At 70.1% G+C, this 25,677-nt stretch carries 22 protein-coding genes; 6 read left to right on the top strand and 16 right to left on the bottom strand.

The window, feature by feature from the left end; all coding sequences use genetic code 11:
* The 6 genes from JIG36_RS47125 to JIG36_RS52920 form a co-directional block, all read right to left on the bottom strand.
* Positions 1-555, bottom strand: a 555-nt coding sequence (locus tag JIG36_RS47125) for an efflux RND transporter periplasmic adaptor subunit (protein WP_203383449.1), incomplete at its 3' end; no start/stop codon positions are given.
* Between the two features lie 114 nt (positions 556-669).
* On the bottom strand, positions 670-2,256 hold the full coding sequence (locus tag JIG36_RS47120; protein WP_203383448.1) for a sensor histidine kinase: 1,587 nt from the start codon (positions 2,254-2,256) through the stop codon (positions 670-672).
* Position 2,257: 1 nt separating this feature from the next.
* Entirely contained in the window at positions 2,258-3,010 is a 753-nt protein-coding gene (locus JIG36_RS47115) for a response regulator transcription factor (protein WP_307873201.1), read from the bottom strand.
* An 81-nt stretch (positions 3,011-3,091) separates the two neighbouring features.
* Positions 3,092-4,378 carry an efflux RND transporter periplasmic adaptor subunit gene (locus tag JIG36_RS47110; RefSeq protein ID WP_203383447.1) on the bottom strand — a complete coding sequence of 429 codons (1,287 nt, stop codon included), beginning with the start codon at positions 4,376-4,378 and terminating at the stop codon, positions 3,092-3,094.
* A gap of 438 nt (positions 4,379-4,816) precedes the next feature.
* On the bottom strand, positions 4,817-5,425 hold the full coding sequence (locus JIG36_RS47105; protein WP_203383446.1) for a hypothetical protein: 609 nt from the start codon (positions 5,423-5,425) through the stop codon (positions 4,817-4,819).
* 41 nt (positions 5,426-5,466) lie between these two features.
* Positions 5,467-5,835: a hypothetical protein gene (locus JIG36_RS52920; RefSeq protein WP_236049767.1), complete on the bottom strand. Its 369-nt coding sequence runs from the start codon at positions 5,833-5,835 to the stop codon at positions 5,467-5,469.
* Positions 5,836-5,989: 154 nt separating this feature from the next.
* Here JIG36_RS52920 and JIG36_RS47095 point away from each other — a divergent pair, with 154 nt between their 5' ends.
* Positions 5,990-6,562, top strand: a complete 573-nt coding sequence (locus tag JIG36_RS47095; RefSeq protein ID WP_307873200.1) for a hypothetical protein — start codon at positions 5,990-5,992, stop codon at positions 6,560-6,562.
* Between the two features lie 178 nt (positions 6,563-6,740).
* Here JIG36_RS47095 and JIG36_RS47090 read toward each other — a convergent pair whose 3' ends face one another.
* From JIG36_RS47090 to JIG36_RS47080, 3 genes are all read right to left on the bottom strand, one after another.
* Positions 6,741-6,971 (bottom strand): hypothetical protein, encoded by a 231-nt coding sequence (locus JIG36_RS47090; protein ID WP_203383443.1) that lies wholly within the window; start codon positions 6,969-6,971, stop codon positions 6,741-6,743.
* Positions 6,968-7,438, bottom strand: coding sequence for a hypothetical protein (locus JIG36_RS47085; RefSeq protein ID WP_203383442.1), 471 nt, complete (start codon positions 7,436-7,438; stop codon positions 6,968-6,970). Before JIG36_RS47085 ends, JIG36_RS47090 begins: the two co-directional genes overlap by 4 nt.
* A gap of 256 nt (positions 7,439-7,694) precedes the next feature.
* Entirely contained in the window at positions 7,695-8,687 is a 993-nt protein-coding gene (locus tag JIG36_RS47080) for a LacI family DNA-binding transcriptional regulator (RefSeq protein ID WP_203383441.1), read from the bottom strand.
* A gap of 46 nt (positions 8,688-8,733) precedes the next feature.
* Between JIG36_RS47080 and JIG36_RS47075 the strand changes: the two genes are divergently transcribed.
* Both JIG36_RS47075 and JIG36_RS47070 read left to right on the top strand, forming a co-directional pair.
* Positions 8,734-11,241, top strand: a complete 2,508-nt coding sequence (locus tag JIG36_RS47075) for a beta-glucosidase family protein (protein WP_203383440.1) — start codon at positions 8,734-8,736, stop codon at positions 11,239-11,241.
* 65 nt (positions 11,242-11,306) lie between these two features.
* Entirely contained in the window at positions 11,307-11,975 is a 669-nt protein-coding gene (locus JIG36_RS47070; protein WP_203383439.1) for an FHA domain-containing protein, read from the top strand.
* Between the two features lie 56 nt (positions 11,976-12,031).
* Here JIG36_RS47070 and JIG36_RS47065 read toward each other — a convergent pair whose 3' ends face one another.
* Positions 12,032-13,672 carry an effector-associated domain EAD1-containing protein gene (locus JIG36_RS47065; RefSeq protein ID WP_203383438.1) on the bottom strand — a complete coding sequence of 547 codons (1,641 nt, stop codon included), beginning with the start codon at positions 13,670-13,672 and terminating at the stop codon, positions 12,032-12,034.
* 126 nt (positions 13,673-13,798) lie between these two features.
* Between JIG36_RS47065 and JIG36_RS47060 the strand changes: the two genes are divergently transcribed.
* Complete coding sequence (locus JIG36_RS47060; RefSeq protein WP_203383437.1) at positions 13,799-14,200, top strand: hypothetical protein; 402 nt, start codon at positions 13,799-13,801, stop codon at positions 14,198-14,200.
* Here JIG36_RS47060 and JIG36_RS54520 read toward each other — a convergent pair.
* From JIG36_RS54520 to JIG36_RS47030, 6 genes are all read right to left on the bottom strand, one after another.
* Entirely contained in the window at positions 14,192-15,691 is a 1,500-nt protein-coding gene (locus JIG36_RS54520) for a GGDEF domain-containing protein (RefSeq protein ID WP_203383436.1), read from the bottom strand. The two genes, JIG36_RS47060 and JIG36_RS54520, sit on opposite strands and share 9 nt — an antisense overlap.
* Positions 15,692-16,964: 1,273 nt before the next feature.
* Positions 16,965-18,344, bottom strand: coding sequence for an MFS transporter (locus JIG36_RS47050; RefSeq protein ID WP_203383435.1), 1,380 nt, complete (start codon positions 18,342-18,344; stop codon positions 16,965-16,967).
* A 70-nt stretch (positions 18,345-18,414) separates the two neighbouring features.
* Positions 18,415-20,205, bottom strand: coding sequence for a LamG-like jellyroll fold domain-containing protein (locus JIG36_RS47045; protein WP_203383434.1), 1,791 nt, complete (start codon positions 20,203-20,205; stop codon positions 18,415-18,417).
* Positions 20,206-20,274: 69 nt separating this feature from the next.
* On the bottom strand, positions 20,275-20,847 hold the full coding sequence (locus JIG36_RS47040; RefSeq protein WP_203383433.1) for a histidine phosphatase family protein: 573 nt from the start codon (positions 20,845-20,847) through the stop codon (positions 20,275-20,277).
* A 30-nt stretch (positions 20,848-20,877) separates the two neighbouring features.
* A complete protein-coding gene (locus JIG36_RS47035) occupies positions 20,878-21,477 on the bottom strand; it encodes an FMN reductase (RefSeq protein WP_203383432.1) in 600 nt (199 codons plus the stop codon).
* Positions 21,474-22,559, bottom strand: coding sequence for an LLM class flavin-dependent oxidoreductase (locus JIG36_RS47030; protein WP_203383431.1), 1,086 nt, complete (start codon positions 22,557-22,559; stop codon positions 21,474-21,476). The genes JIG36_RS47035 and JIG36_RS47030 overlap by 4 nt, the downstream gene beginning before the upstream one ends.
* 431 nt (positions 22,560-22,990) lie before the next feature.
* Here JIG36_RS47030 and JIG36_RS47025 point away from each other — a divergent pair, with 431 nt between their 5' ends.
* Together JIG36_RS47025 and JIG36_RS47020 are read left to right on the top strand one after the other, a co-directional pair.
* Positions 22,991-23,770, top strand: coding sequence for an SCO2525 family SAM-dependent methyltransferase (locus JIG36_RS47025; RefSeq protein WP_203383430.1), 780 nt, complete (start codon positions 22,991-22,993; stop codon positions 23,768-23,770).
* Positions 23,771-23,813: 43 nt separating this feature from the next.
* Entirely contained in the window at positions 23,814-25,676 is a 1,863-nt protein-coding gene (locus JIG36_RS47020) for an SCO2524 family protein (protein ID WP_203383429.1), read from the top strand.
* Position 25,677 lies beyond the last annotated feature (1 nt).

Raw genomic sequence — 25,677 nt, 5'->3', positions numbered from 1 at the left:
GCTGCTGCTGCTGCTGCTGCTGCTCCCGAGCGTGCCGTTGACCGCGGTGACCGTGCCCGCCATCGGCGCCTTGAGCACCGTGCCCGCGACCGCCGCCTCGGCCTCGTCCACGGCCAGTTCCGCCTGCTCCACCTCGTTCTCGGCGGTGGAAGTGTCGGAGCCGGCGTCCTCGGCCCGCTCCAGCGAGTCGCGGGCGGCGTCCAGGTCGGCCTCGGCCGCGTCCAGGGAGCGCTGGGCGTCGGCCGGGTCGACCTTGGCCAGCACCTGCCCCTTGGCGACCTTCTGACCGACCCGGGCGTTGATCGCGGTCACCGTGCCGCCGGTGACAAAACTGGCGGTCGCGGTGCTGGCGCTCTCGACCGTCCCGTCCGCGGTCACGGTCTTGGTGACGGTGCCCTGCTGGACGGCGACCGTGCGGGTCGACGCGTTCGCGGCCGGGGTGGCGTCCGTTCCGGCGAGGGTCTGGTAGGCCCAGAATCCCCCGGCTACGAGGGCGACGCCGAGGGCGGTGTTGACCGCCACCGTGGGGCGTCGCAGGTTGAGGCGCGCTGGCATGCCGGACACTGTGGCGGTCCGGCCTCGGAGCAGCTTCCGGGCAACCTGGGAGCCAGCTCGAAATTGTGGTCCCGGTTCAGCCCGGCGCCGTGAAACGCCGGGCTGAACCGGCCCTCAGCCCGCGGTCAGCTCGTAGTCGTGCGCGGGCAGCAGGACCCGGAAGGTCGCGCCACCCTCCGCCGGCGACTCCAGCTCGACCCAGCCGCCGTGACCGTGCACAAAGGCGGCCACGATCGACAGGCCCAGCCCGGAACCGCCGCCCTTGCCGCGGTAACGGCTCGAGTCGGCGCGGTAGAGCCGCTCGAAGACCCGCGGCGCGTGCTCGGGCGGGATCCCCGGGCCGTTGTCGGCGACCTCCAGCACCGCCAGCCGGCCCCCGGACGGTGGGGCCGTGCCCGAGACGACGCTGCCGGGCGCGGGCGGTCTCGGGTGGATCAGCCCGACCCGTACGGTGATCTCGGCCTCGGGCGGCGTGTGCTGCAGCGCGTTGGAGACCAGGTTGGTGGCGATCTGCCGCAGGGCGTGCTCGTCGCCCAGCACCATGGGCGGCTCGAACGTCTCGTCGGCGTCGTTGAGGGCGGTCAGGTGCACCGCGCGCTCGGGGGCGCGGGCGTGCGCGTCGCGGACCGTGTCGGCGGCGACCTCGAGCAGGTCGACCGGCTTGCGGGACAGCGGGCGCTGCTGGTCGAGCCGGGCCAGCATCAGCATGTCCTCGACCAGCAGGCTCATCCGGCCCGACTCGCTCTCGATGCGCTGCAGGGCCGGGCCGGGCTCGACGCCGCCGCGGCGGTACAGCTCGGCGAACCCCTTGATCGAGGTGAGCGGGGTGCGCAGCTCGTGCGAGGCGTCGGCCAGGAACTGGCGCATCCGGTTCTCGGAGGCGGTGCGGGCGCTGACCTCGTTCTCGATCCGGCCGAGCATCGAGTTGAGGGCCAGGCCCAGGCGGCCGGGTTCGGTGTGCGGGTCGGCGCCGGCGACACGGCCGCTGAGGTTGCCCCCGGAGATGTCGGTGGCGAGGCGTTCCATGTCGTTCAGGGGACGCAGGCCCAGCCGTACGACGAAGGCCGCCCCCATGCCGAGCAGCGCGAGCACCAGCGCGCTGACCAGGGCGTCGATCAGCAGCAGCTGGTTGGTGGTCTGCTTCAGCTCGGACAGCGAGACGCCGCCCACCGCGTACCCGCCGATCTCTTTGTTCTCGACCGCGATCAGGCGCCAGTGGCTGCCGTCGGAGGCCTCGACCGTGTGCGGCTCGGCGAGCGTGGGGAGCTCGGCCACCCGGCTCACGGCCGGGACCGTCGGACGTTCGGTGGTGCCGGCCGATCGCGGATCGATCAGGACGAAGTTCGGGAAGAACCAGTACGTCACCTGGTCGGGGCCGAGGCTCTTCATGCCCCGCACGCCACCGCCCCCGCCGCCGTAGACGACGTTGCCGTTTCCGTTGCCCCCGTTGGGAACGCCGGGCATCCGGCCGTTCGCGTAGTCGTCCCGGGGGTCCATCTGGGACAGCGGATGAACCATGACCCGGAGCTGGTCGTCGATGCGGTCGAGCAGATAGCTGCGGATGAGCACGACGCCGGCGGCGTTCGCGATGATCAGGGCGAGCGCGGCCAGGGCACCCACCACCAGGACGAGGCGCGCGCGCAGAGTCCAGTGCCTCCAGCGCCGCGGCCGCGTCCAGACCCCCCGTGTGAACGCGGCCATCTCAGTCTTCGCCACCGCGAGGCAGCCGCAGGGCATAGCCGACGCCGCGCACGGTGTGGATCAGCGGCGGCTCGGTCCGGTCGATCTTGCGGCGCAGGTAGTAGACGTACGACTCGACGATGCGGCCGTCGCCACCGAAGTCGTACTTCCACACCCGGTCGAGGATCTGGGCCTTGCTGACCACCCGGCCGGCGTTGACCAGCAGGTATTTGAGCAGGTTGAACTCGGTCGGCGAGAGGTCGACGACCCGGCCCGCCCGGCGCACCTCGTGGGCGTCCTCGTCCATCTCGAGGTCGGCGTAGCGCAGCACGCCCCGCTCGCCCGGGCCGTCGAGCCCGGGCTGGGTGCGCCGCAGGATCGCCCGGATCCGCAACACGACCTCCTCCAGGCTGAACGGCTTGGTCACGTAGTCGTCGGCGCCGGCCGAGAGCCCGGAAAGCCGGTCTTCGAGGGCGTCGCGCGCGGTCAGGAACAGCACCGGCACGCGGGAACCGGTGGCGCGCAGCCGCTTGGCGATCTCGAACCCGTCGAGGTCGGGCAGCATCACGTCGAGGACCACGAGGTCGGGCTCGAACTCCTCGATCGCGACCAGCGCCCGGTGGCCCGTCTCGGCCACCCGCACGTCGAACTCGACGAGGCGCAGGGTCGCGCTGAGCAGCGCGGAGATGTTCGGCTCGTCGTCGACGACGAGCACCCGCGCGACGCGGGCCGGGGCGTCGCCGAGAGCGATCGAGGATCGGGAATCAGTCAGCACCCCGAAGGAGTATCAACGCCACCTAGGAATTCCCTATGAAGTTGTGCTGAGTCCGCTGTACCGCTGTCAGCTCGCTGACAGTCACCACGAACGGACGATCTCGTCGCCCTCCGAAAGGCCCCCGGTGATCTCGGTGAACTGGTCGCCCCGCAGGCCGATGACGACCTTGGCCGGCGCGCCGCCCTTGAGCACGGTGCCCTGGTCGCCGGAGACGTCGTGCACCGCGGTGCTGGGCACGCGCAGCGCCTCCTCCTTCGAGCCGGTCGTCACCCGCACCGACGCACTCTGCCCGACCAGCAGATCCTCGGGCGAGGTATCGAAGGACAGCAATACGCCGTACCGGACCATAGTGCCGTCGCTGGTGCCGACGGGGTCGACCTGCACCACGGTGGCCTCGAACTCCTTGCCGGCCCGGTCGGCCAGGGTGACCACCGCCTTCTGCTTCACGGCGAGCCGGTCGGCGTCGGCCTCGGGGAAGTCCGCGCTGATCTGCATGTCGTAGACGTCGGCCAGCGTTATGAAGGCGTTACCTGCGGTGACCTGGCTGCCGACCTTGCCGCTGACGCTGATGATCCGCCCCGCGATGGGTGCCGTGATGGTCGCGCCGGCCAGGGCTTCCTCGGCGTTCTCGAGCGTGGTGGTGGCCTGGGTGACCCGCTGCTGGGCGCTGAGGATGGCGTCGCCCCCTTGTTGCCCGCCTTGTTGCCCGCCCTGCTGTTGCCCGCCGGCGCAGGTTCCGCTCGTGGGTGCGCCCCCGCCTGGTGTGCTCCCGCCCGGTGCGCCTCCGCCTGGTGCGCCTCCGGTCGGGGCTGTGGTCCGGGAAGGCGCCGACGTCGTGGTGCGGGTCGGGCTCGGGCTTGTGCTCACGGACGGGCTCGGGCTCACGGTACGGCTCGGGCTCGCGCTCGGCGTGGGGCTGGCCGACGGCGGAGTGTAGGCCGCCGCGACGTTGGACCCGCAGGTCGTGCCGGCGGTGGCGGTGGCGTTCGCCCGGGCCTCGGCCAGCGCGTCCTCGGCGTCGTCGAGGGCGTCCTGCGCGTTGTCCACCGCTTCGGCCGCGTCGGTGTCGTCGACCTTGGCCAGCGTCTGCCCCGCCGTGACCGTCGTGCCCGCCCGCACCGAGACGCTTTCGACCGTGCCCTCGACCGCGAACGACAGGCTGCGGGTCTGGGCCGGCTGCACCGTCCCGGTGGTGGCGACCTCGATCGTCACCGCGCCCCGGTCGACCGCCACGGTGGCGGCCGCTTTCGGCTTCTCCTCGGCGTCCGCGCCCATGGCCCGGACCACCCCGAACACGATCAGCGCGAGCACGACAACCGCCGCGGCAGCCCAGATCCAGCGCCGACGACCGGCCAGTGCTTCACCCATGGCCCGGAAGTGTGGTGGTTGCCCCTCGCCGCCGCCTTCAACCGACCTCGGAGTTCCCTCGGAGCCGCACCCAGGGCGCCGCACCCCGGGACCGCGGCCTGGGAGCCGCAGCCCAGGAACCGCACCCTCGGACCACAGCCCAGGAACCGCACCCTCAAACCACAGCCCGGGAACCACAGCCCGGGAACCACAGCCCAGGAACCGCACCCTCGGACCACAGCCCAGGAACCGCACCCTCAAACCACAGCCCAGGATCCGCACCCTCGGACCACAGCCCGGGAACCGCACCCTCGGACCACAGCCCAGGAACCGCACCCTCGGACCACAGCCCGGGAACCGCACCCTCAAACCACAGCCCGGGAACCACAGCCCGGGAACCACAGCTCGGGAACCGCAGCGCGGGAGCCGGGATGCCGGATCGGAGTTTTCTCGGAGCCGCTACTTGGGGGCCGGGATGCCGATGAAGCCGAGGACGATGACGAGCACGCCGACGACGGCGATGCCCAAGGGGAGGCCGGCCCACAGGATGTACAAGCGGGTGTCGATCCATACGGATCCGCTCGGATCGTCCTTCTTCTTCCAGACCTTGATCGCGAAGTCTTCCCGGTGCGTCCGTTTGGCCGCATTCCACAGCTCCGACAGGGGCCGCGGTGAAGCGTTGATGGAATCGCGCACACGCTCGATCTCGCGCTGCACCTGCTTCATCACCTGCACGTGGAACCGGTTCCGCTCGAAATGCTTCAGGCTGAGCACGACGCCGAGACCACTGATGATGACCACCGCCGCTCCGGCCGGGACGTCGGCGACGCTCAGACCACCGACTCCGGCGAGCGCGGTTATGGCACCCGCAATCGCCGCGAGTGTTCCGGTCACGGTGGCCCGCAGACTCTCGTGCTGGCGGGCCTGGGTCGCATGCTCCTCATAGAACTGCCAGAGGTCCGCCACCATGGCACTGGAGTGGGTCGCTTTCGCGGCGGCCTGGCGACGAATCAGAAGGACGCGCGCGGGCGGATCGTCAAGCGCAGCGCGAGGCTGCATTGCGGTCATCCTGGCCCCCTCGTAAACGAGTCGCGGGATCCGCGGCCTCCTCATGATGCTCGCCGGCGCACCTCATGACAGTCCGATGCCCGACCGTGGGCCGGGCCGGAGCGGGGCGCGCGCAGCAGGCCGAGCCGGAGCGTGGCCGGGCGGGGGCGGCCGGGCAGGTCACGCGGGCCGGGCAGATCGGGTGGGCCGGGCGGATTGGGTGGGCCGGGCGGATTGGGTGGGCCGGGCAGGTCGGGCGGCCCGGACAGGTCGGGTAGGCCGGACAGGTCGGGTGGGCCGGACAGGTCGGGTGGGCCGGACAGGTCGGGTAGGCCGGACAGGTCGGGCGGCCCGGACAGGTCGGGTAGGCCGGACAGGTCGGGTGGGCCGGACAGGTCGGGTAGGCCGGACAGGTCGGGCGGCCCGGGCACAGGCTGCGCACAGGGGCTCTGAGGCAACTCCGAGGCGACGCCGATGTGGGGGCGAGGTGCGGGCGCTTGGGTGGGGCGTCATCCGAACCGGCATCGCGTCCGGTCCCTCCGGCATTCGCGGGTCTGCGGCCCGGGCCCGTGGAAAGAAGGCATCGTGTTTCGAGAGAAGGCTTACCGTCGCGCGGCGGGGCTGGTTGTGGCGTCGGCCGCGCTTGTTCTGACCGCGGCCTGCGGGGGCGGATCGGGGGACGCGAGCAGCGACGGGGACGGCGCGAACGGGGGCGGGCAGAACAGCGCGTTCACCGCCTACACCGACTGTCTCAAGGAGAACGGTGTCACGATCACGATGCCGTCGGGCGGGCCGCGTGAGGGTGGACGACCCTCGGGAATGCCGTCGGGGATGCCCCGGCCCAGTGGCAGTGCGGGGCCGCGGGGCGGAGGGGGCTTCCCGGGCGGCGGTGGCATGTTCGGCAAACCCGATGACGTCGACGACGCGACCTGGCAGAAAGCCCAGGAAGCCTGCTCCTCGCTGCGGCCTTCGGGGCGTCCGGGTGGCATGGGCAACGGGAACCGGGGCAACGGGCAGAACGCGGCCTACCAGAACTGCCTCAAGGAGAACGGCGTGACCGACCCGGCGACCATGGACACCAGCGACGCCACGGTCAAGAAGGCGATCGAGACCTGCAAGGTGCTGCAGCCGACGGCCGGCGCCACCCCGAGCGCCTGACGGGTCAGCGCCATCTCGACCGCCTGACGGGTCAGCGCCATCTCGACCGCCTGACGGCTCAGCGTCAACTCGACCGCCTGACGGCTCAGCGTCATCCCGACTGCCTGACGAGCCAGCGCCACCCCGACCGCCTGACGAGTCAGCACTACTCCGACCGCGCTGAATCGGCGTAGCCAGGTCAGTGCGGCACCAACCCCGCGCCGGCGTTGCCGTACCCCCCGTGACGGTGACGCCGGCGCGGTTCGCGTCGGGACAGGGCGGGCCGCATGAGCGGCTCGGCACCGGGGCGCAGCAGCCAGGCGCGCTGGGCGGCCAGGTCGCCGCTCGGGGCCCACGGCGTCAGGCGGTCGGCCACGGCGCCGATCACGGCCGCGACCGCCCGGAACAGGGCGGTCGCGAAGCTTCTCACCGCCGGCCCTGGACGTTCAGGCGGGACCAGCGGTCGGCCAGGTCGCGGCGGCGGCAGGCGACCAGGTGACCGGCCAGGATGGCGGGCTGGCCGCCGCGCACGCACGCGTCGGCGCCCGCGGTGAGGACGCCGGCCACCATCTCGGCCGGGGCCTCCTCGTCGACCAGCGCAACGATCATCGTGCGGGACGGCAGCACACGGCGGGCCGTGGCCACCTCGCGGACCGAGGCGCCGGCGAACAGCACGATCTCGTCGGGGCGTACGTCGTCGAGGTCGTCGGCCCGGCGCAGCGACCAACCGGCCGGCAGGTGCTGGGGCAGACCGGCGACGCGGCCCGGATGGCCGAAACAGACGACCGCGGGCAGCGGGCCCCGGCTGGTCGGCAGGTTGGCCGGGTTGATCGGCAGGTCGGTCGCGGTGGCGGTGAAGTCGCGCTGACCGGTGTTGCGATTCAACTGAACGAGCATGGCGCTCTCCCCCTACGTGCGAACCGTTCGGAACACCCTTCACGATTCGCCCGCAGGCTGAGTCACCCTTGTGCCCTACCTGTGCGTTTGTTGTCAGATTTATCGACGCCCGGCGATCAAGGGAATTGCCCGGAGGCGGGCAGCTCGGGGGTGGCCCCGCAACTCGTCGTTATCGACGCCCGGCGATCAAGCGAATTGCCCGGAGGCGGGCAGCCTGGGGGCGGCCCGGCCGCTCGCCTTCATCGACGCCCGGCGATCAAGCGGATCCCCTGGTCACGACCCGGACGATGTCGGGGGCGGGCAGCTCGGGGGCGGCCCGGCCGCTCATCACGGCGACGACGGCGGCCGCCAGATGGGCCCCGACGGCCGCCTGATCGGTGGTGACGGTGGTCAACGGCGGATCGGCGAGACGGGCTGTCGGGATGTCGTCGACCCCGATCACGGCCAGGTCCGCCGGCACCGACAGCCCCGCGCCGCGGACGCCGGCCAGCACGGCCAGCGCCACCTCGTCGTTGTACGCGCAGACCGCCGTGACGCCGGCCGCCTGCCACCTCCGTACGGCGTCGGAAGCGGCCGCCGGATCGAGCGGGACCGTCAGGCCGACCGGCGTGGGCAGCCGCTGGGCCACGCAGGCGGCGCGGACACCGGCCAGGCGGGGCTCGGCGAAGAACCGGACACGCTGGTCGTCGGGGTAGGCGTAACCGAGGTGGGTGTGCCCGGCGCGGATCAGGTGCTCGGCCTGGCGCCGGCCGACGAGTTCCTGCGGCACGGCGGACGAGCGGCCCCGGCGGCGCGGGACGGCCTCGACCACGGCGACCCCGGCCGAGCGCATGGCGGCGATCTCGGCGTCGGAGAACTCGGTGTACGCGATGACGGCGGCCGGCGTGATCGCCTTCCACAACTCGGTCATCGGGCGTTCCTGCCGGTTGCCGGGGTGCACCACGAGGGTGAGGCCGTGCCGGGTCAGCGCCGACGACAGCTGGCTCAGCATCGAGCCCACCTCGGGGCCGATCGGCCAGTCGGGCAGCAGGCAGAGCACGACGTCGGAGCGGCCGGTACGCAGGGTCCGCGCGGCCGCCGACGGGGAATAGCCCAGGCGGGCGGCCGCGTCGAGCACGCGGGTGCGGGTGCCGGCCGAGATGGTCTGCCGCGGCGTGTCGTTGAGGACGTAGCTGACCGTCGCGCGGGACACTCCGGCCACTCGGGCGACGTCGGCGCTGGTGACCCGTTTGGTGGTGGGTTCGGCCATCCACCAAACTTACACGTGTAACCCGGGTCGTGATAATGATGGAGACATGACGACCGACCTCGCCGCCCTCGTCAAGTCGCTCGGCCTCGCGGCCAAGGTACGCCTGCTCACCGGGGCCAGCGCGTTCACCCTGGCCGAGGAACCCTCGATCGGGCTGCACGAGATGCGGTTCTCCGACGGCCCGACCGGCGTACGCGGGCTGAAATTCACCGGGGGCCGGGTGGTCACCCTCCTGCCCAACGCGACGCTGCTCGCCTCGACCTGGGACGAGCAGACCGCGTACGAGGTGGGAAAGCTCCTGGCCGAAGAGGCAGCGGCCCAGCAGATCCACGTGGTGCTGGGACCGACCATCAACCTGCACCGCTCCCCGCTGGGCGGGCGGCTGTTCGAGGCGTACTCGGAAGATCCGCTGCTCACCGGCCGGCTCGCCGCCGCCTATGTGCGCGGCATGCAGGACAGCGGCGTGGCGGCCTGCCTCAAACACCTGGTCGCCAACGAGAGCGAGACCGAGCGCAACTCGATGAACTCGGTGGTCGACGAGCGCACGCTGCACGAGCTCTACCTGCTGCCGTTCGAGATCGCCGTCGAGGATGCCGGCGCGTGGACCATGATGGCGGCCTACAACGACGTCAACGGCGTGGCCGCGACCGAGCAGAACTACGTGAACAACGAGGTCGTCAAGGGCGGCTGGGGCTACACCGGTCTGATCATGTCGGACTGGTTTGCCACGAAGAGCGCCGCGCCGGCTGCGAACGGCGGGCTCGACCTGGTGATGCCCGGTCCGGACGGTCCGTGGGGTGACGCGCTGGTCGCCGCGGTCGAGGCGGGCGAGGTCGACGAGGCGGTGATCGACGACCACGTGACCCGGCTCCTGCGCCTGGCCGAGCGGGTGGGCGCCCTGGGCGAGGCACGGCGGTGGCCGGCCGAGATTCCCGAGCCCGATTCCCCCGTACGGCGGGAGCAGTTGACCCGCCTGGCCGCGCGCGGCATCACCGTGCTGAAGAACGATCACGACCTGCTGCCCCTCGACCGCTCGACGACCGTCACGCTGATCGGGCGGCACGCGGTCGAGACGATCGACATGGGCGGCGGGTCGGCCGCGCTGAACCCGCCCTACCAGGTGAGCGTGGCCGAGGGCCTGACCGCGCTGCTGGGCGACCGCGTGACGGTGATCGACGGCGTGAACGTGCGGACCCGTCCGGTCCCGGCACGCGGCGGCTTCCTGACCGCACCCTCGAACGGCCGGCCCGGCATCGACGTGATCCTGTTCGACGCCGCCGGCAACGAACTCGAACGGCGGTTCTGCGCCCAGGCCAAGACCATGATCGGCATGGACGACGACCTTCCGGCGCCGGTCGCCTCGGCTCGCCTGGTCGCCGACGTGCACACCGACGGACCGGCCGAGCTGGGCGTCATGGGCGTCGGCGACTGGACCGTCTCCGACGGCACCTCGCTCTCCCACGGCAGCTCGCCCACCGACGGCAGTTCGCCCTCCCACGGGACCTCGCCCTCCCACGGCGGCTCGCCCTCCCACGGCGGCTCACTCTCGGACGGCAGCACCTTCTCGCTACGCACGTCGGGTGGCGGCATGGGTGAGGAAGTGCTGACACCGCCGTACCGGACCTTCGCTCTGTCACCCACCCCGTCCTCCAGCCCCTCGCCCGCCTCTCACCGGCTCGACGCCACGGTCACGATCGAGGGCATGGGGCTTTTCGGGCTTATCGGGAATGTCGCCTCGCGGGAGTCGGTCGACGTGATCGACGACGCCGTCCGGGCGGCGGCCGGCGCCGACGTGGCGGTCGTGGTGGTCGGGTTGACCGAGGAGCAGGAGACCGAGTCGGCCGACAAGGACACGTTGCGGCTGCCCGGCGCCCAGGACGCGCTGGTCGAGGCGGTGGCCGGGGCTTCCCGCCGTACGGTGGTGGTCGTCAACGCCGCCACCCCCGTGCTGATGCCGTGGCTCGACCGCGTCGACGCCGTGCTGTGGGCCGGACTGCCCGGGCAGGAAGGTGGGCACGCGGTGGCCGCGGCCCTGCTCGGCGACGTCGAACCGGCCGGCCGTCTGGTCACCACGTTCCCGGCCGCCGACGGCGCCTCCCCCGCCTGGTCGGTCACGCCGGTCGACGGGCAACTCCCGTACGGGGAAGGAACTTTTGTGGGTTATCGCGGCCACATCGCGGGGCAGGCGCCCGAACCCGCGTTCTGGCTGGGTCACGGGCTCGGGTACGGCGAGTGGCAGTACTCCGACGTCCGCCTCATCACCGGCGACGCCCCCGCGATCACCGTCACCGTGACCAACGTCGGGCGGCACCCCAGCCGCGAAGTCGTGCAGGTCTACCTGCGCCCGGTCGAACACGACGAGCCCGTACGGCTGGTGGGCTGGACCGCCATCGACGTCGAACCCGGCAAGTCAGCCCGGGTCAGCGTCCGCACCGACCGCCGAATGTGGCGACGCTGGAACGCGGAGTCACATTCCTGGGGTGATCGACTCGCCGACGGCGGCGAATTCCTGGTGGCACGCGGCCTGGGCGACATCCGCGCGACAGTTTCCTGATCCGGGCCGGGCTAGCTGGCATACTCGTCACCTGCCGTGACGTACGACCGTGTCTGGATGACGCCGTGACCGCTGCACCCGAACGCTTGGGGCTCGAGGACATCGAGCTCCACAGTGTGGTGCGCCCGGAAAGCGTGCTCGAAGCCATGCGCCGCGAGGCCGAACGACACAAGGCACTGCTCGGCGAGGGCCGCACGCTGGTGCCGAACCGCTACACGGTCGGCCTGTCCGAGTACGACCACCGCCGCTGGGCCCCGCACGCGGCCCAGCTGGCGCAGGATCTGGCCGTCCGCCAGGCCGAGCTGATCGCCGACCAGGCCTGGATCGTCTATGGGGACGTGTCGGTCGAGGTGTTCGCCCTGGACGACCTGGACACGGGGACGTTCCGGGTGGCAGCGCTGCTCGAACCCGACCCGCCGCCCCTGGTCCGAGCCGTCACCCCGGGCGACGAGGCGGTGGTCACGCTGGTGAGCGCGGAGGGCCAGAGGTGGCCGTTGCCGGCCGGCTTGACGGTGCTGGGGCGCGACCGGCAGTCGGGGGTGCGGTTGCGCGACCCCGGGGTGTCCCGCCGCCACCTGATCATCGAGGTGACCCCCGACCGGATCACCCTGACCGACCTGGGTTCCCACAACGGCACAAGAGTCAACGGCCACCCGGTGGCAACGGTCGACCTACGCCCCGGAGACGTCATCTTCATAGGCGGAACGCAGCTGACGTTGCGCTCAGCGTCCTGATCTTCGGTTCCGGGTCGTCCCGGCCCTCGCGCGTTGCCAGCTGGGACGGCGGGATCTCAACTGCCGTAACGGCCTGCTGACGGCCCGCGCCTGGGCGTCTCGCGACCGCGGGGGGTGACCGCGCCCGGCGAGGCCAGGCCGGCAATCATCGCCTGGCCGTCCGGACTCGCCGCCCACCGCTCGGCTGCCGGGTCGCATGCCGTCGCCTGGTCCTGGTAGCGGTAGCCGGCCAGGTCGACGAGCAGCGCACACAGGTCGCCGAAGTCCAGCCCAGGGTCGTAGTCGTCGAAGATTTCCCGTACGCAGACCGTCATCGGCCGGAAGCCGGGACGGTCCGGCGGCCAGATGTTCGGGTGAAAGACCGGCGTGTTCCAGATGACGGTCGGCGGCGTCGTAGGGAACGTGGGTGGCAGGTCGATCGTGACTCGGTGGTGGTGAACGGGCAGCGGCTGCGGGGTGTCATCGGGCGGCACGAAGCCGGCGGCCGAAAACTCGACGACGATTCGGGTCGGGACCTCTGGATGATCCAGAAAAGTGATGGCGAAGCCGGTCCGGTCAGCCGCGAAGGCGCGAACCTGAGCAAGAACCGCGCGTAGTCGCGTCTCACGCCGAGCGACCTGCAAACTCGGAGCCCCGGCCGATCCTCCTGCCCGTGCCTCCGCCGAGACCCGCAACTTCGCATCATCGCGCACGTCGTTGTCGTGCAGGGTGGAGTCTGGCCGCAGGCGTTGGACGCCGCCTTCGGCCTCGCTGTCGACGACGACGGCCGTTCGGTCACTCAGCTGCCGAGTCTCCGCGACGATGGCCGCGGCGATATCACGCGGCGTGGCCGTGGCCGGCACCGACTGGAGCAGGTACGGCGTGGTGTCGGGACCGAAGACAGTCAGTTGCGATAGAAGGTAAGGCCGGAAGGGGTACTTCTCGTAGTACACCGCCAGTTCTGCCTCGGGCGCGTATGTGCGCACCAACTCCTCGATCTCGCGCCTTACCTGCTCCACCCTGTCACCCGGGTCAGGAATCGAAACCGAGCTCTGTTGCCTGCTGACGTAGAGGAGATCGACCTCCTCGCCGAACTGACCACGCACCACTTCGAGAAACTCGTCAGGCATGTCGACACCGGTGAGCGTCAAGGTGTGCGTCGGCTGATCAGCAGTTCCTCGCCGAAGCGCCGGGCCGGCCTCGATGACCGGAGCAGCCATCTCGGCGCGAAAAGCCTGGATCTCGCGGTTGCCGCGGAAGGTAGCGGCCGCGTCCTCGACCAGGTCGGTCAAGGCGTCGCCGGGGCCGATGCCCATCTCCATCAGGCGCACCGCCTCCGACCAGAAGCTCTCCGGAGAGGCGAACGCCGGCAGCAGCTGCGCAGGAAACCCTGCCCGAAGGAGAACCGATCGGGCGGATTCCTCGGTGAAGAACAGCCTGGACATCAGCTGCGCCAGCCGGACGTGAGTCGGGCGCGGCGCAGATCCGCGCAGCAACTCGTCAGTGCCGGTGCGGAGTGCCCGGGCCAGAATGTCGAGCTCCTCGGCGGTGACCGACTTGCGGACGCCGGACTCGATCTTGGCGATCGTGCCGCGGGTAAGCGAGGGGACTCCGAGCTGTGCGCACTCGTCGGCGAGATTCTGCGCTGACCAACCACGTGCAGCCCGCATCTGTTTGATGCGTTCCGCAACCCCCTGGGTGACCGAGACGCCGCTCATGGTTGCCTCCTCGCGCCACCCTGACTATACGCATCCGTTCTGATTCAGAACATCTGCTCTGTATCAGAGCAAGATCTTAGCGTATTGTGATGCTCGTGCAGTACTGAGGCGGTGATGGGGGTGGCGATGAAGAGCAATTGGCGCCGCGTGCTCGTGATCAGCTCCCCCTCCGGCGCTGCGACCGCCGCCGGAGCCGCATGCCTTGCGTCCACCGGCGATTCGGCGATGGCCTACCGCTTGGCGCTGCTGGCCGGGTTACTGTCCCTCGGCACCCTGGGCCTCATCATCGCGGCCGAACTGGCCACCAGCTGGATCAATCATCGCGCCGAACATCACCTCGCCTACGCGGCCAGGCGCGCGGTCCATATCGCCACGGCCGACGTCACCGCCGAGCGCCGGACCGCCGCTCTGGACAGCTCTCGGCGTTTCGGGCTGACCGACATCACGGCCCGGACACTCACCGCGATGCGCATCACCCGATCGGGAACCACGCCACCGGTCGACGAGGAGGCCGGCCGGTCACGGTAGACGGGTCGGATGCTCGCGAGCGCTTCTCTCATGGGAGGCCGACGCGGTTTCGAGGTCGTCGCGCCACAAGGTCCACGCTGCTTTGGCGCGTTTGGCCTGGTACATGGCTACGTCGGCGCGGTGCAGCACCTCGTCGGGGGTCGCGCCGGAGTTGCTCACGGCCACCCCGATGCTGGCCGAAGCGCGCACCGGCTCGCCGGCTATGACGATCGGCTCGGCCAAGGCCTCGGTGATGCGCCGGGCCACCGCCACCGCCTCGTCGGGGCCGCCGACTGAGCGCAGCACCACCGCGAACTCGTCACCGCCCAGGCGGCCGGCCAAGTCGTCGCCGCGGACGCTGCGGCGCAAAGCCCCGGCCACTGAGACCAGCAACTGGTCGCCGGCCTGGTGGCCGAGGGTGTCGTTGATCGGTTTGAAACCGTTCAGGTCGATCAGCAGGACGCCGACGGCCCGGCCGGACCGGTCCGCGCGGGGCAGGGACACGGCCAGCTCGCGGTGCAGGCGGGCGCGGTTGGCCAGGCCGGTCAGGGCGTCCGTGGCCGCGGCCTCGTCGCTCTCGTTCTGGGCCAGCATCTGGCGCACCACGACCACCCCGGTGATGCCCATGCTTCCGACGACCAGGCCGGACCAGGGATAGATCTGCCCCTCGCGCACGGAGGCTGCGCCCATCAGCAGGTAGCCGACGCCGATGGCGATGTACGGCAGGTTGGTGGCCAGCCGCCCGTGCCGGGTGCCGCGGTCGTCGCCGCTGGCGAGGCGTTGCCACTGGTCGGCCGCGCCGCATGCCAGCAGCAGGTGCATGGTCAGCCAGCAGGCGAACTGCCATGGCGTACGGGCTACCGCGATCGTCTGAGCCTGGGTGAAGCCGAGGTAGACGTCGCCGACGAACAGGGGGAACACGCCCGTGCCGAGCAACAGCAGGGGGCGGCGGGTGGCACGTTCGGTCCCGCGCATCAGCACCCGGGCGAACGCGAACAGGGTCAGCAAATCGACGACGGGGTACGCGGACGCGGCCAGCACCAGGCGCACCGAGGCGCCCTCGCGGACCAGGGCGGGGCCGATCACGATGTACCAGAGCACCATCGAGGCGCCAAGGGCGACCGTGGCCGCGTCGAGCAGGGCCTTCCAGCGTTCCCGGCGGGTGGCCGCGCGCACGGGATAGGACAGCAGGGCCAGGAACAGGATGAGGACGAACAGCAGGTGGGCTCCGTCGCCGGGCTGCGGAAACGGCGCCGCCCCGGTCACGAACAGGAACAGCACGGGCGTGGCCAGGGCCAAGCCGAGGGCCACGGTGACCAGGCGCCAGAACCGCCGCAGGCTGACGTCGAGCCGAGGATCGCGGGCAACGCGGGTGGAGTAGACAACTGCAACGATCCCGAGCACGACCATGACCGGGCCGGCGACCTTGTCGACTGCTCCCCCGGCGGCGACGGCGACCACGATGCCCGCCATGGTGGCCAGGTAGGCCGCGCACAGCACCCAGAGCACCACTCGCCCGCTCCTCACTGCACGACGTCCCAAGAATCTGTTCGGCCGTGCGAGGTAGCGGCTGAGCTAGGCCTTATGGTTGCGGTCCTTGATGCGTCGGCCGATAGGCGCGCGGCATCGTGGCCGAGCCGACTGCCGCCACCTGCGCCGAGCCTTTGGTTACGCGGATTGCCAGGCGCGCGGCGTCGCGGCCGGGCTGACTGCCGCCACCTGCGCCGGCCCGGTGGTCGCGCGGCCCGCCAGGCGCGCGGCGTCGTGGCCGGGTTGCTGCGGCCGCCTGGTGTGGGTGGGTTGTCGCGCGGATTGCCCGGCGCGCGCCGTCGCGGTCCGGGCTTCCTGCCGCCGCCCGGTGTGAGTAGGTTGTTGCGCGGCATGCCAGGCGCGCGGCGTCGTGGCCGAGCTGACTGCCGCCACCTGCGCCGAGCCTTTGGTTACGCGGCATGCCAGGTGCGCGGCGTCGTGGTTGGGCCTGCTGCGGCCCGATGGGCTGGGCGTGAGATTCGCTATTTCGCGAAGGCGCTATTCGGTTGTAATAGGTGGACGGAATAGTGGGTGGGCGTTTGCAATGTTCGCTCGAGCGGCACCGCTGGGTGGTTTTGAATTTGCTGGCTCGGCCGATGGATCTGCTGGCACCGGCGACCGGCAGGGCGGCCTGGATTGGCGCGGCAGGCTGGCCGTTTTGACCATTGGGGCTGACTGCGCAATTTGGTGTTGCCGTCGGTGACGGGGCGGGTGGGTGAACCTCTTTGCGGCTGGGCTCCTCTTTCGCACGCGCGGGAGGGAGGGGGCGTTTGCGTGACGCTGAGCCAAGCCCCACGCACGGTGCCGTTCGTGCTCGCGGCGGAACTCCTCAGCCTCCGGTGAATAGTTTCGACGCTTTGTCCGGTCGCGCATTTTAGCGAGTTCTGAAGAGCTGAACAACTGGAGCTGCCGCATGAAGAAATTATCCCGTACGCCTGATGGAATAGCCTCTCTTCGATCATGCCAATATTAGATCCCGAAAGCAGCGTAAATGGCACAGGCAACCATTGTCACCAAAAGCGGATCACAACAGAGTCACGTTAAGGAATCCGCGCGACGAAAACGCTGGAAAGACCACCCACCCACCCCAAGCGGCGGCAGCAACCCCGATCACGACGCCGCACGCCTGGCAACCCGCGCAACAACCCACCCACGCCAGACGGCGGCAGGGAGCCGGACCACGACGCCGCGCGCCTGGAAGCCGGAGCCGCGCAACAACCCAGGCCGCAGCAACCCCAACCACGACGCCGCCCACCTAGGACGCGCGCCCAGCGACCACGTTCCCAGCCGTACGGGGCAACCGGAACGCCTCAACAGCAGGAGCCAGCAACAACACCGCCAGCAACACGAACGCGACCCGGAAAGGCGACTCAGCGCCCGAGGTAAAGGCATCCCCAAGGCGTACGAGAAGCGCACCCAACGCCACCCCCAGCCCGGCCCCTAACTCCTGAACGGTCGACATCAGCGTGTTGGCACTGGTCATCCGCGCGGGTGGCACGTCGGCGAAGGCGACCGTGTTGTACGTGGTGAAGCCGGTCGAGCGGAACACCCCGCTCAGCAGCAGCACCGCCAGCGTGACGACCAGCGGGGAACCCCGGGAGAGCAACGCGATCCCGACCAGACACGTAGCGGAAGCAACGATCGAGCCCAGCATCACCGTACGGATGCCGAAGCGGCGCATCAGGGGCGTGGTGGCCGGCTTGATGCCGATGTTGCCGGCGAACAGCGCGATCACCACCAGGCCGGCCTGGGCCGCGGTCCAGCCGAAGCCGAGCTGGAAGAAGAGCGGCAGCAGGAACGGGATCGCGGTGATGACGGCCCGGAACATTGAGCCGCCCAGTGCCGTCGCCCGGTAGGTGCGTACGCGGAAGATGCGCAAGTCGACCAGAGGATGGGCCGACCGCAGCAGGTACAACGCGGCGCCGGTCAGCGTCAGAGCGGCCAGCACCAGAAGGGACGCCACCAGAGGCCAACGCGGCTCGCGGCCGGCGATCGCCTCCAGGCCGGCCACCAGGGTCGCCGTGCCGCCGGCGATCAGGAGGAAACCGCGCCAGTCCAGGGGACGTGGGGTTTCCGAACGCACGTCGGGCACCAGGCGGCGGGCCAGCACCAGGGCGGCCATCCCGAGCGGCACGTTGATCAGGAAGATCAGACGCCAGCTTGCGTACGTGCTCAGGATGCCCCCGAGCGCCGGTGCGATCAGTGGGGCGGCCAGTGCGGGCCAGGTCAGGTAGGCGATGGCGCGCACCAGGTCGGTCTTGGCCGTCGTGCGGATCACCACCAGGCGGCCGACCGGCACCATCAGGGCGCCGCCGATGCCCTGCAGTGCCCGGGTGCCGACCAGCATCGGCAGGTTCTGCGCGGCGGCGCACCCGACCGAGGCCAGCGTGAAGACGATCAGCGCGACGGCGAAGACCCGGCGGGCGCCGTGGCGTTCGGTGAGCCAGCCGCTGATCGGGATGAAGACGGCCAGCGTGAGCAGGTAGGCGGTGATCGCCACGTTCACGCTGACCGGCTGCACCCCGAGATCCGCGGCGATGTGCGGCGCCGCGGGGGCGATCACCGTCGCGTCCAGGATCTCCATGAAGAACGCGCCCGCGACCAGCAACGCGAGACCCCGGGCCTTACCGTCCATGCACGGATCATCCGACGACACCCGGGGTCAGCGGTAGCGCCCGCGGGCCGGAACTGAGACGGACGCAGGGTCAGCGATAGCGTCCCCCGGGCAGGAACTGGGCCGGACGCAGCGCGCGGGCAGTGATCCGCACATCGCCGATCCAGCCGTAGAAGCCCTGGCCGTACTTGAGGTCGAACGACGTCGCCCCGATCGTGAACGGACGGCCGACGGTGGCGATGCCCTGGGCCGGCTGGGTGGGGTTGCGCGCGATCTTCGAGCCGTTGACGTGGACGATCGAGCGTTTCCCGTCGTTGACGACCGCGAGGTGCTGCCAGACGCCGGTCGGCAGGGCGTGGCTCCACGACGTCGGGTTGTGGTCGCCCACCTCGGAGTAGAGCACGTACTGCAGGAACCGCTCGCCCGAGATGTTCAGGCTGCATGTGGGTTCGAGGTCGGACCAGCCGCTGTGCTTGCCGGCGTCACCCGCGCGGCCCTCCCAGCTGAGGATGCCCATCCACGCGTGGTCGCCGATGAACGGCTCGGGCAGCTTGACGAACGCCTCGATGGTGTAGCCGCCGAGGAACTTCGCGCTGTTGAGGGGCGCGTTGGCCGCCGTCTGCAGGATCGCGCCGCGGTCGGGGCCCTTGCCGCCGTCGAAGCGCAGGCTGGCGTGGGCGGGGGCGCCGACGTGGTGCTCCGTGGAGAGGGTCAGCGTTTCGGGCGTGCTGTTCGCGAGACGCCGTACGGTTAAATGGTTGCCCTGGCCGCTGAGATCCCGCACGGTGGCGCCGTCGGCCGTGCTCTGACCGGCCTGGTCGAATCGCCAGTAGGCGGCGGTGTGCCGGTCGACGACCTGGGCCGCCGGACGCGGCGCGGGCTTGGCCACCGGGAAGCGCGCGTCGAAGTCGAACTCCAGGCTGAACCGGTCGACGTCGCTGGTCAGCTCGATCGTCTCGGCCTCGAGCGGGGTGCGCTTGGCCGGGTCGCGGGCCAGGAACCAGGGTGCGAACGTCTCGACGTCGATCCGGTTGCGGCCCAGGTCGAAGTGGTAGAGCCGGATCATGGCGGCGCCGCCGTAGTAGCGGTCCTGGTAGTTGGTGATGTGCACGTGGACGTCGTTGCCCTCGGCATTCTGCAGCGTCGTGCGCCCGGGCGGCCAGTAGTGCCCGTTCAGGGTCAGGAATATCTGGTCGTTGTCTTTGATCAGCTTGTCCCAGAGGCGCTGGCCGTTGCCCGACAGCGAGGCCTTCCCGGAGTCGTCGGCGAAAGCCAGGTCGTGGGTCGTGACGATCGTCGGCACCCGGTGCGCCGCCATGATCGACGACGCCCAGGCCAGCCCTTTGTCCGAAATGCGCCAGTCAAGCGCCAGGATCAGCCACGTCCGGCCGGCCGCGGAAAGAAGATGAGCGCTGTTGTAGCCGTCCGGCGAGGCGCCGAGGAAGGACCGGGAGCGCTCGAAACGGGACGGCCCGAAGACTGACAGATAGGCACTGGGACCACGCTGGTCGTCAAGAGAGCCGTTGATGTCGTGATTACCGGCCAGAACGCTGTACGGCAGCTTCCCGTCGATCTTGGTGAACGTCTGCCCGGCCAGCACGATCTCCTGCTCGGTGCCGTGCTCGGTGACGTCGCCGAGGTGGGTCAGGAAGGCGATGTTGTCGTCGGCCCGCTGCTGCAGCAGATAGTTGAACGTCTCCTTGAGCGGCGCCGGGTCGGAGCTGTCGGCGTCGAACAGATACTGCGTGTCCGGCAGCACCGCGAGCGCGAACCGCGGATCGTCCTGATCAAAAGCGGCGGGCGCGGCGGAGGCGGCCGAGGGGGCGGCGGCAGTGACAAGGGATGCGGCAGCGGCCGCCCTGAACAGATTCCTTCGTTCCACGCCGCTCAATATCTCGGCCGCACCGCAACATCAGGCACCATCAATGCAAAGGTTGCATGATCATACGGCTTATCCGCAGGGCGAGTTCCACACGTCGATGGCGGTGCGCCCGTGGTCGAAGCCGAGGACGGACAGGGTGGCCGTGCCCAGCTTGAGCCGGCCCCCGCCCTCGGCCGGCATCCCGATCCAGCGCGCACCGACCACCCGCAGCGCGTGCCCGTGCCCGATCAGGGCCACGTCACCCTGGTCGAGCATCGGACGGACCTTTCCGAGTACGCGGTCGATGCGCTCGGAGATCTGGGCCGGGGACTCGCCGCCGGGCGCCCCGTCCCGGAACAGCCACCAGTCGGGGTCGGTCTGGTGGATCTCGGCCGAGGTGATGCCCTCGTATTCGCCGTAGTTCCACTCCACCAGGTCGTCGGTCGTCTCGGTGACCGTGAGGCCGGCCAGCTCGGCGGTGCGCAGCGCCCGGTGCCGCGGGCTGGAGATGACGGCCACGAACTGCCGGTCCTTGACCCGGTCGGCGACGGCTCGCGCCTGGCGCTCGCCCTCCTCGGTCAGGTCGAGGTCGGTGTACGAGGTGTGGCGGCCGTTGGCGCTCCACTCGGTCTGCCCGTGCCGGATCAAGACGATCTCACCCATGCTGTTCTTTCTACCCTGCCGCGAAGAGCATTAAAGGAGGTCCTTGAAGTCGACCGTCAGCGCGAACGGGTCGGCCACGGTGACCGGCTCGCGGCGTTCGACCTCGGCCGCCAGCTCGCCCGCGGCCCGGGTGATGCGCGACTGCAGCAGGCCGTCGGCCGAGTCGGCGCCCCAGTCGTCGCTGGCGGCGAAGACCGAGGTGGGAACGACGACGGCGTGCAGGTACGCGAACATCGGGCGCAGCGCGTGCTCCAGTGCCAGCGAGTGGCGGGCGGTCCCGGCCGTGGCCGCGATCAGCACCGGCTTGCCGTCGAGCACGTCCTTGTCGAGCACGTCGAAGAACGACTTGAACAGCCCGCTGTAGCTGGCGGTGAAGATCGGCGTCACCGCGATCAGGGCGTCGGCGCCGGCCACCGCGTCCAGGGCGTCCTTCAGCGCGGCCGGCGGGAACCCGGTGAGCAGGTGGTTGGCGATGTCGTGGGCCAGGTCGCGCAGCTCGATCACGGTGACCGTGAACTCGATGCCCGGGCCGGCCTCGATCGTCGCCGCGGCCAGCCGGTCGGCCAGCAGCCGAGTGGAGGACGGCTGGCTCAGGCCGGCGGAGACGACGACCAGGTTGCGCTGCTTCATGCGTTGGCCTCCTGACGAGCTGCGAGCAGAGACGCGTGCGTGGGTGCGTCCGGCACGTGGGCCGGTTTCATAGAGTCAAATTCCTTGCGCAGTACGGGGATGACCTCCTCGCCGAGCAGGTCGAGCTGCTCGAGCACGGTCTTGACCGGCAGGCCCGCGTGGTCGAGCAGGAACAGCTGGCGCTGGTAGTCGCCGACGTAGTCGCGGAAGCCCAGCGTGCGGTCGATGACCTGCTGCGGGCTGCCCACGGTGAGCGGGGTCTGGCTGGTGAACTCCTCGAGCGACGGGCCGTGGCCGTAGACCGGCGCGTTGTCGAAGTAGGGCCGGAACTCGTTGACCGCGTCCTGGCTGTTCCTGCGCATGAACACCTGCCCGCCGAGGCCGACGATGGCCTGGTCGGGGTCGCCGTGGCCGTAGTGGGCGAACCGCTCGCGATAGAGCCCGACCATGCGCTGCGTGTGCTCCTTCGGCCAGAAGATGTGGTTGGCGAAGAAGCCGTCACCGTAGAAGGCGGCCTGCTCGGCGATCTCGGGGCTGCGGATCGAGCCGTGCCAGACGAACGGAGGCACGTCGTCGAGCGGGCGCGGGGTCGAGGTGAACGACTGCAGCGGCGTACGGAACTTGCCCTGCCAGTCCACGACGTGCTCGCGCCACAGCTTGTGCAGCAGGGCGTAGTTCTCGATGGCCAGGGGGATGCCGGCACGGATGTCCTTGCCGAACCACGGGTAGACCGGGCCGGTGTTGCCGCGGCCCATCATCAGGTCGACGCGTCCGCCGGAGAGGTGCTGCAGCATCGCGAAGTCCTCGGCGATCTTCACCGGGTCGTTGGTCGTGATCAGCGTGGTGGCGGTGCTGAGCAGCAGCTTGTCGGTCTGCGCGGCGATGTAGGCGAGGGTGGTGGTCGGCGACGACGAGAAGAACGGCTCGTTGTGGTGCTCGCCGAGCGCGAAGACGTCGAGGCCGACCTCCTCCGCGTGCTTGGCGATGGTGACGATGTTCTTGATGCGCTCAGCCTCGGTCGGCGTCTGACCGGTGGTGGGGTCGGTCGTGATGTCGCTGACGCTGAAGATTCCGAACTGCATGACCCGCTCCTTCTATCGCCGGGACCCGGTGCATCCCGCTGTACTGCCAGCCTCAACCTCGTTGACCCGGCAACTATTTCAAAATCAAAGAACTTCCGCTGCGGCGGGGGTCACACTCCGTACGGTCGCGCCCGCGCGCTCGCCACCGCCCAGTCGCCCGAATGGGTCAGACGGGTCACTCGGGTTGTTGCAGGTAGGTTTCGGTACACAGTTACGGGCGGAAAGTGTCGATTTTTAATCCGCGGAGTGCCCGAGGGGCGTATCGCTAATAGAGGATGCATGTCCTAATGTGCAACCCGGCAACGGTGGACGGCTCAAAGATGCGGCGCGATTGCACCGCGTCTTACAGTGGATGGACTGGCCGACTTGGCAGCTGTCCGTGTCGACCGCCGTCGACCACACCCGCTGCTTGAGCGCCGGAGGGGCGACCCGTGACCGATACCGATCCAGATGTGAGCGCGGCCTCGATCGACCTGGACCTCGGACCGGTCGGCAACGAGGACGTGGACTGGGATCGGTTCAACTCCGACGCCTACTTCAGCCACAACTACAGCACGCTACGACCCGACGACACCCGCATCATCGAGATCGTCGCGAACTTCTTCGAGAAGACGTGCCGTGGTCACAGCCTGGGCCGCGCGATCGACGTCGGGGCCGGCGCCAACCTGTACCCCGCGATGATGATGCTGCCGTACGCCTCTCAGGTGACACTCTTCGAGCGGGCCTTCACCAACCGGCAGTGGCTGACCCACGAGCTGGAGAAGCCGCACGGCTCGTGGTGGCAGTTCTGGTCGACGATCGCGGCCGGACGCAAGCCGTACGAGCCGTTCCGCAAGCCCCTCGACGTGCTGCACGGCCGCGCCGCCGTCGAGCGCGGCAACATCTTCGACCTCACGCCCGACCAGTACGACCTCGGCACCATGTTCTTCGTGGCCGAGTCGATCACCACCCGGAACGACGAGTTCCAGCGCGCGGCCCGCCAGTTCGTCAACACCCTCAAGCCCGGCGCGCCGTTCGCCGCCGCGTTCATGCGCGACTCCTCCGGCTACATCGTGGCCGGTCGTTACTTCCCCGCCTGTTCGATCACCGAAGCTGACGTACAAAGGGCTCTTGCCCCCGTTGCGCGCAGCGTTCACATTGAACTGGTGGAGAGCAACGACCTCCGTGAGGGTTACGGCGGCATGATGGTCGCGACCGGACGGAAGAAGTAGCGCTCCAACACAGGCCCACGGACGGGTAGGTGACGGCGCACACATGCAGATCCAGCCACGCCAGCAGCTTCTCGACATCTGGCGCGCGACCGCGCGGGTGTCCTATCACGACGGGGAGTGGTTTCCCGGCGGCCGCAGCGGCAGCAATTCGATCAGCGACGCGGAACAGCTGCTGTGCATCATGGCCCCGGCGACCGAGATCCCGCTGTTCCGCCTCGACCGGCCCGACGCCGTCGCCAACGACGTGCTCGACAGCCTGCGGGTGGTCGGCGACAACCTGCAGATCCCGCAGCGGCTGCTGCGCGCTCTGACCCGCTACATCGAGCGTTACACCGACCCGCACGGCAACCCGGTCTTCTCGGGCGGCTCATATTTCTCGATCGACGACGAGGACCCGGGCGACGGCGGCGACGAGATCAAACAGGAGCAGCTCGACCTCGACGTGGTCGACTCGTTCTCCATCTCGGTCACGCTGATGCTGGCCACCATCGGCTTCACGAAGATCTTCCGCCAGGTCGTGACCCGGGCCGCGCTGATCAAGCAGGTCGACGCCCTGGAGAAGGCGGCCAACGTGCGGCTGTCGGCGGCGATGGCCGGCCTGCTGCGCAGCTTCGCGGTCAACGTGTTCACGGCCGAGAGCGGCTTCGGCACCGATCTGCTGCGCACGGTCAACCAGGAACGGCGCCCCACCCACCAGGTCGTCGAGGAGCTGCGCGAGGCCCTGCGCGAGATCAACGCCCGTCTGCGCGACGACGTCACGATCGGTTCCGGTGCGGCCGAGGGCAGCGAGCTCGACAATCCGAACCGGCTCTTCGAGTGCGGCTGGTCGTGGGGCGTGGTGCGGCAGGCACCCGAGATCGAGACCACGGCCGCGATCGGCGAGCAGCGCTCCGGCGTCGCCCAGAACGCGCCCTATCTCTACTTCACCACCGTCGCGATGGACGCCATCCAGGCGCTCTCGTCGGAACGTACGCGTCTGCTCGGCCTGCTCGACGCCGAACAGGCCCGTCTCGCGCAGTCGCTGCAGCTGCGGTTCGAGCTCACCCGGTCCTACTGGTCGGCCATCGCACGGTTCGGATCGGGCCGCTGGCCGCTGGAGGACCTGCCCTGGCGCACCACCGACGGCATCGAGTTCGACTACTTCAGCCTGCTCGTCGGCGGCATGGTCATCCAGAACATGCAGGCCGTACGACCGTCGAACACCGAGCTGCGCCGGATGACCGACGTGCTCGAGGAACTCGCCAACCGCGGCCGCATCACCCGCCGCTCGACCGAACCCGAATCCGCGGTCAACGTGCACTACCCGGGCCTGCACTTCCCGCTCGAGGGCAGTGAGGACATCGGCGGCCCCCGGCTGGCGTGGACGGTCGCCGACATCTCACCGACGCTGTTCAAGCGGGCGCTGACCCTGGCCGGCATGGTCGACGACGGCGTGATCCGCAGCCGTCTGCTCGACCTGGCCGACGCGATCTGGGACCACCTGCAAGACCGGGTGCTGCGCGAGGGCGACGACCACGGCCTGTGGGACCGGCCGTCCGGCGCTTACAAATACCTGCCCGACGACATCGGCGAGGTCTCCTGGTACTACACCAAACGCGTGGTCGACTGCCTGGTCGCGGCGGCCCAGCTGATCAACAATCCGCCGCTGCGCAGCGGCGTGCTCGCCCAGATGGCGGCCGACCTGCTCAACGAGGCCGACCACCTCTATGACCGCGAGCTGCTGAACGGCACCACGACGCGCGGCGAGACCCTGCGGATCGAGCTGGAACGCATCGGCACCGAACTGCGCCGGGCCCGGGCGGTGCGCCGGGAACGGCCCGGTGTCGCCGTGGCCGTGACCGAGGAGGTGCTGCGCAAGCTCGACCGGCTCTCGGCGGCCCGCCGCGCCGACAGTGGGGTGACCTGAC

It is taken from the genome of Paractinoplanes ovalisporus, assembly GCF_016834655.1.
Classification (GTDB): domain Bacteria; phylum Actinomycetota; class Actinomycetes; order Mycobacteriales; family Micromonosporaceae; genus Actinoplanes; species Actinoplanes ovalisporus.
Note: the sequence above shows the minus strand (reverse complement) of the source record. Positions and strands in the feature narration are given on the sequence as shown.

Bases quoted from the DNA above. Each gene is read 5' to 3' on its own strand.
- JIG36_RS47050 (WP_203383435.1), bottom strand. From the start codon at position 18,344: ATGGACGGTAAGGCCCGGGGTCTCGCGTTGCTGGTCGCGGGCGCGTTC.
- JIG36_RS47075 (WP_203383440.1), top strand. From the start codon at position 8,734: ATGACGACCGACCTCGCCGCCCTCGTCAAGTCGCTCGGCCTCGCGGCC.
- JIG36_RS47065 (WP_203383438.1), bottom strand. From the start codon at position 13,672: ATGAGCGGCGTCTCGGTCACCCAGGGGGTTGCGGAACGCATCAAACAG.
- JIG36_RS47080 (WP_203383441.1), bottom strand. From the start codon at position 8,687: ATGGCCGAACCCACCACCAAACGGGTCACCAGCGCCGACGTCGCCCGA.
- JIG36_RS47085 (WP_203383442.1), bottom strand. From the start codon at position 7,438: ATGCTCGTTCAGTTGAATCGCAACACCGGTCAGCGCGACTTCACCGCC.
- JIG36_RS47030 (WP_203383431.1), bottom strand. From the start codon at position 22,559: ATGCAGTTCGGAATCTTCAGCGTCAGCGACATCACGACCGACCCCACC.
- JIG36_RS47110 (WP_203383447.1), bottom strand. From the start codon at position 4,378: ATGGGTGAAGCACTGGCCGGTCGTCGGCGCTGGATCTGGGCTGCCGCG.
- JIG36_RS47020 (WP_203383429.1), top strand. From the start codon at position 23,814: ATGCAGATCCAGCCACGCCAGCAGCTTCTCGACATCTGGCGCGCGACC.
- JIG36_RS47060 (WP_203383437.1), top strand. From the start codon at position 13,799: ATGAAGAGCAATTGGCGCCGCGTGCTCGTGATCAGCTCCCCCTCCGGC.
- JIG36_RS47120 (WP_203383448.1), bottom strand. From the start codon at position 2,256: ATGGCCGCGTTCACACGGGGGGTCTGGACGCGGCCGCGGCGCTGGAGG.
- JIG36_RS47035 (WP_203383432.1), bottom strand. From the start codon at position 21,477: ATGAAGCAGCGCAACCTGGTCGTCGTCTCCGCCGGCCTGAGCCAGCCG.
- JIG36_RS47105 (WP_203383446.1), bottom strand. From the start codon at position 5,425: ATGACCGCAATGCAGCCTCGCGCTGCGCTTGACGATCCGCCCGCGCGC.
- JIG36_RS47040 (WP_203383433.1), bottom strand. From the start codon at position 20,847: ATGGGTGAGATCGTCTTGATCCGGCACGGGCAGACCGAGTGGAGCGCC.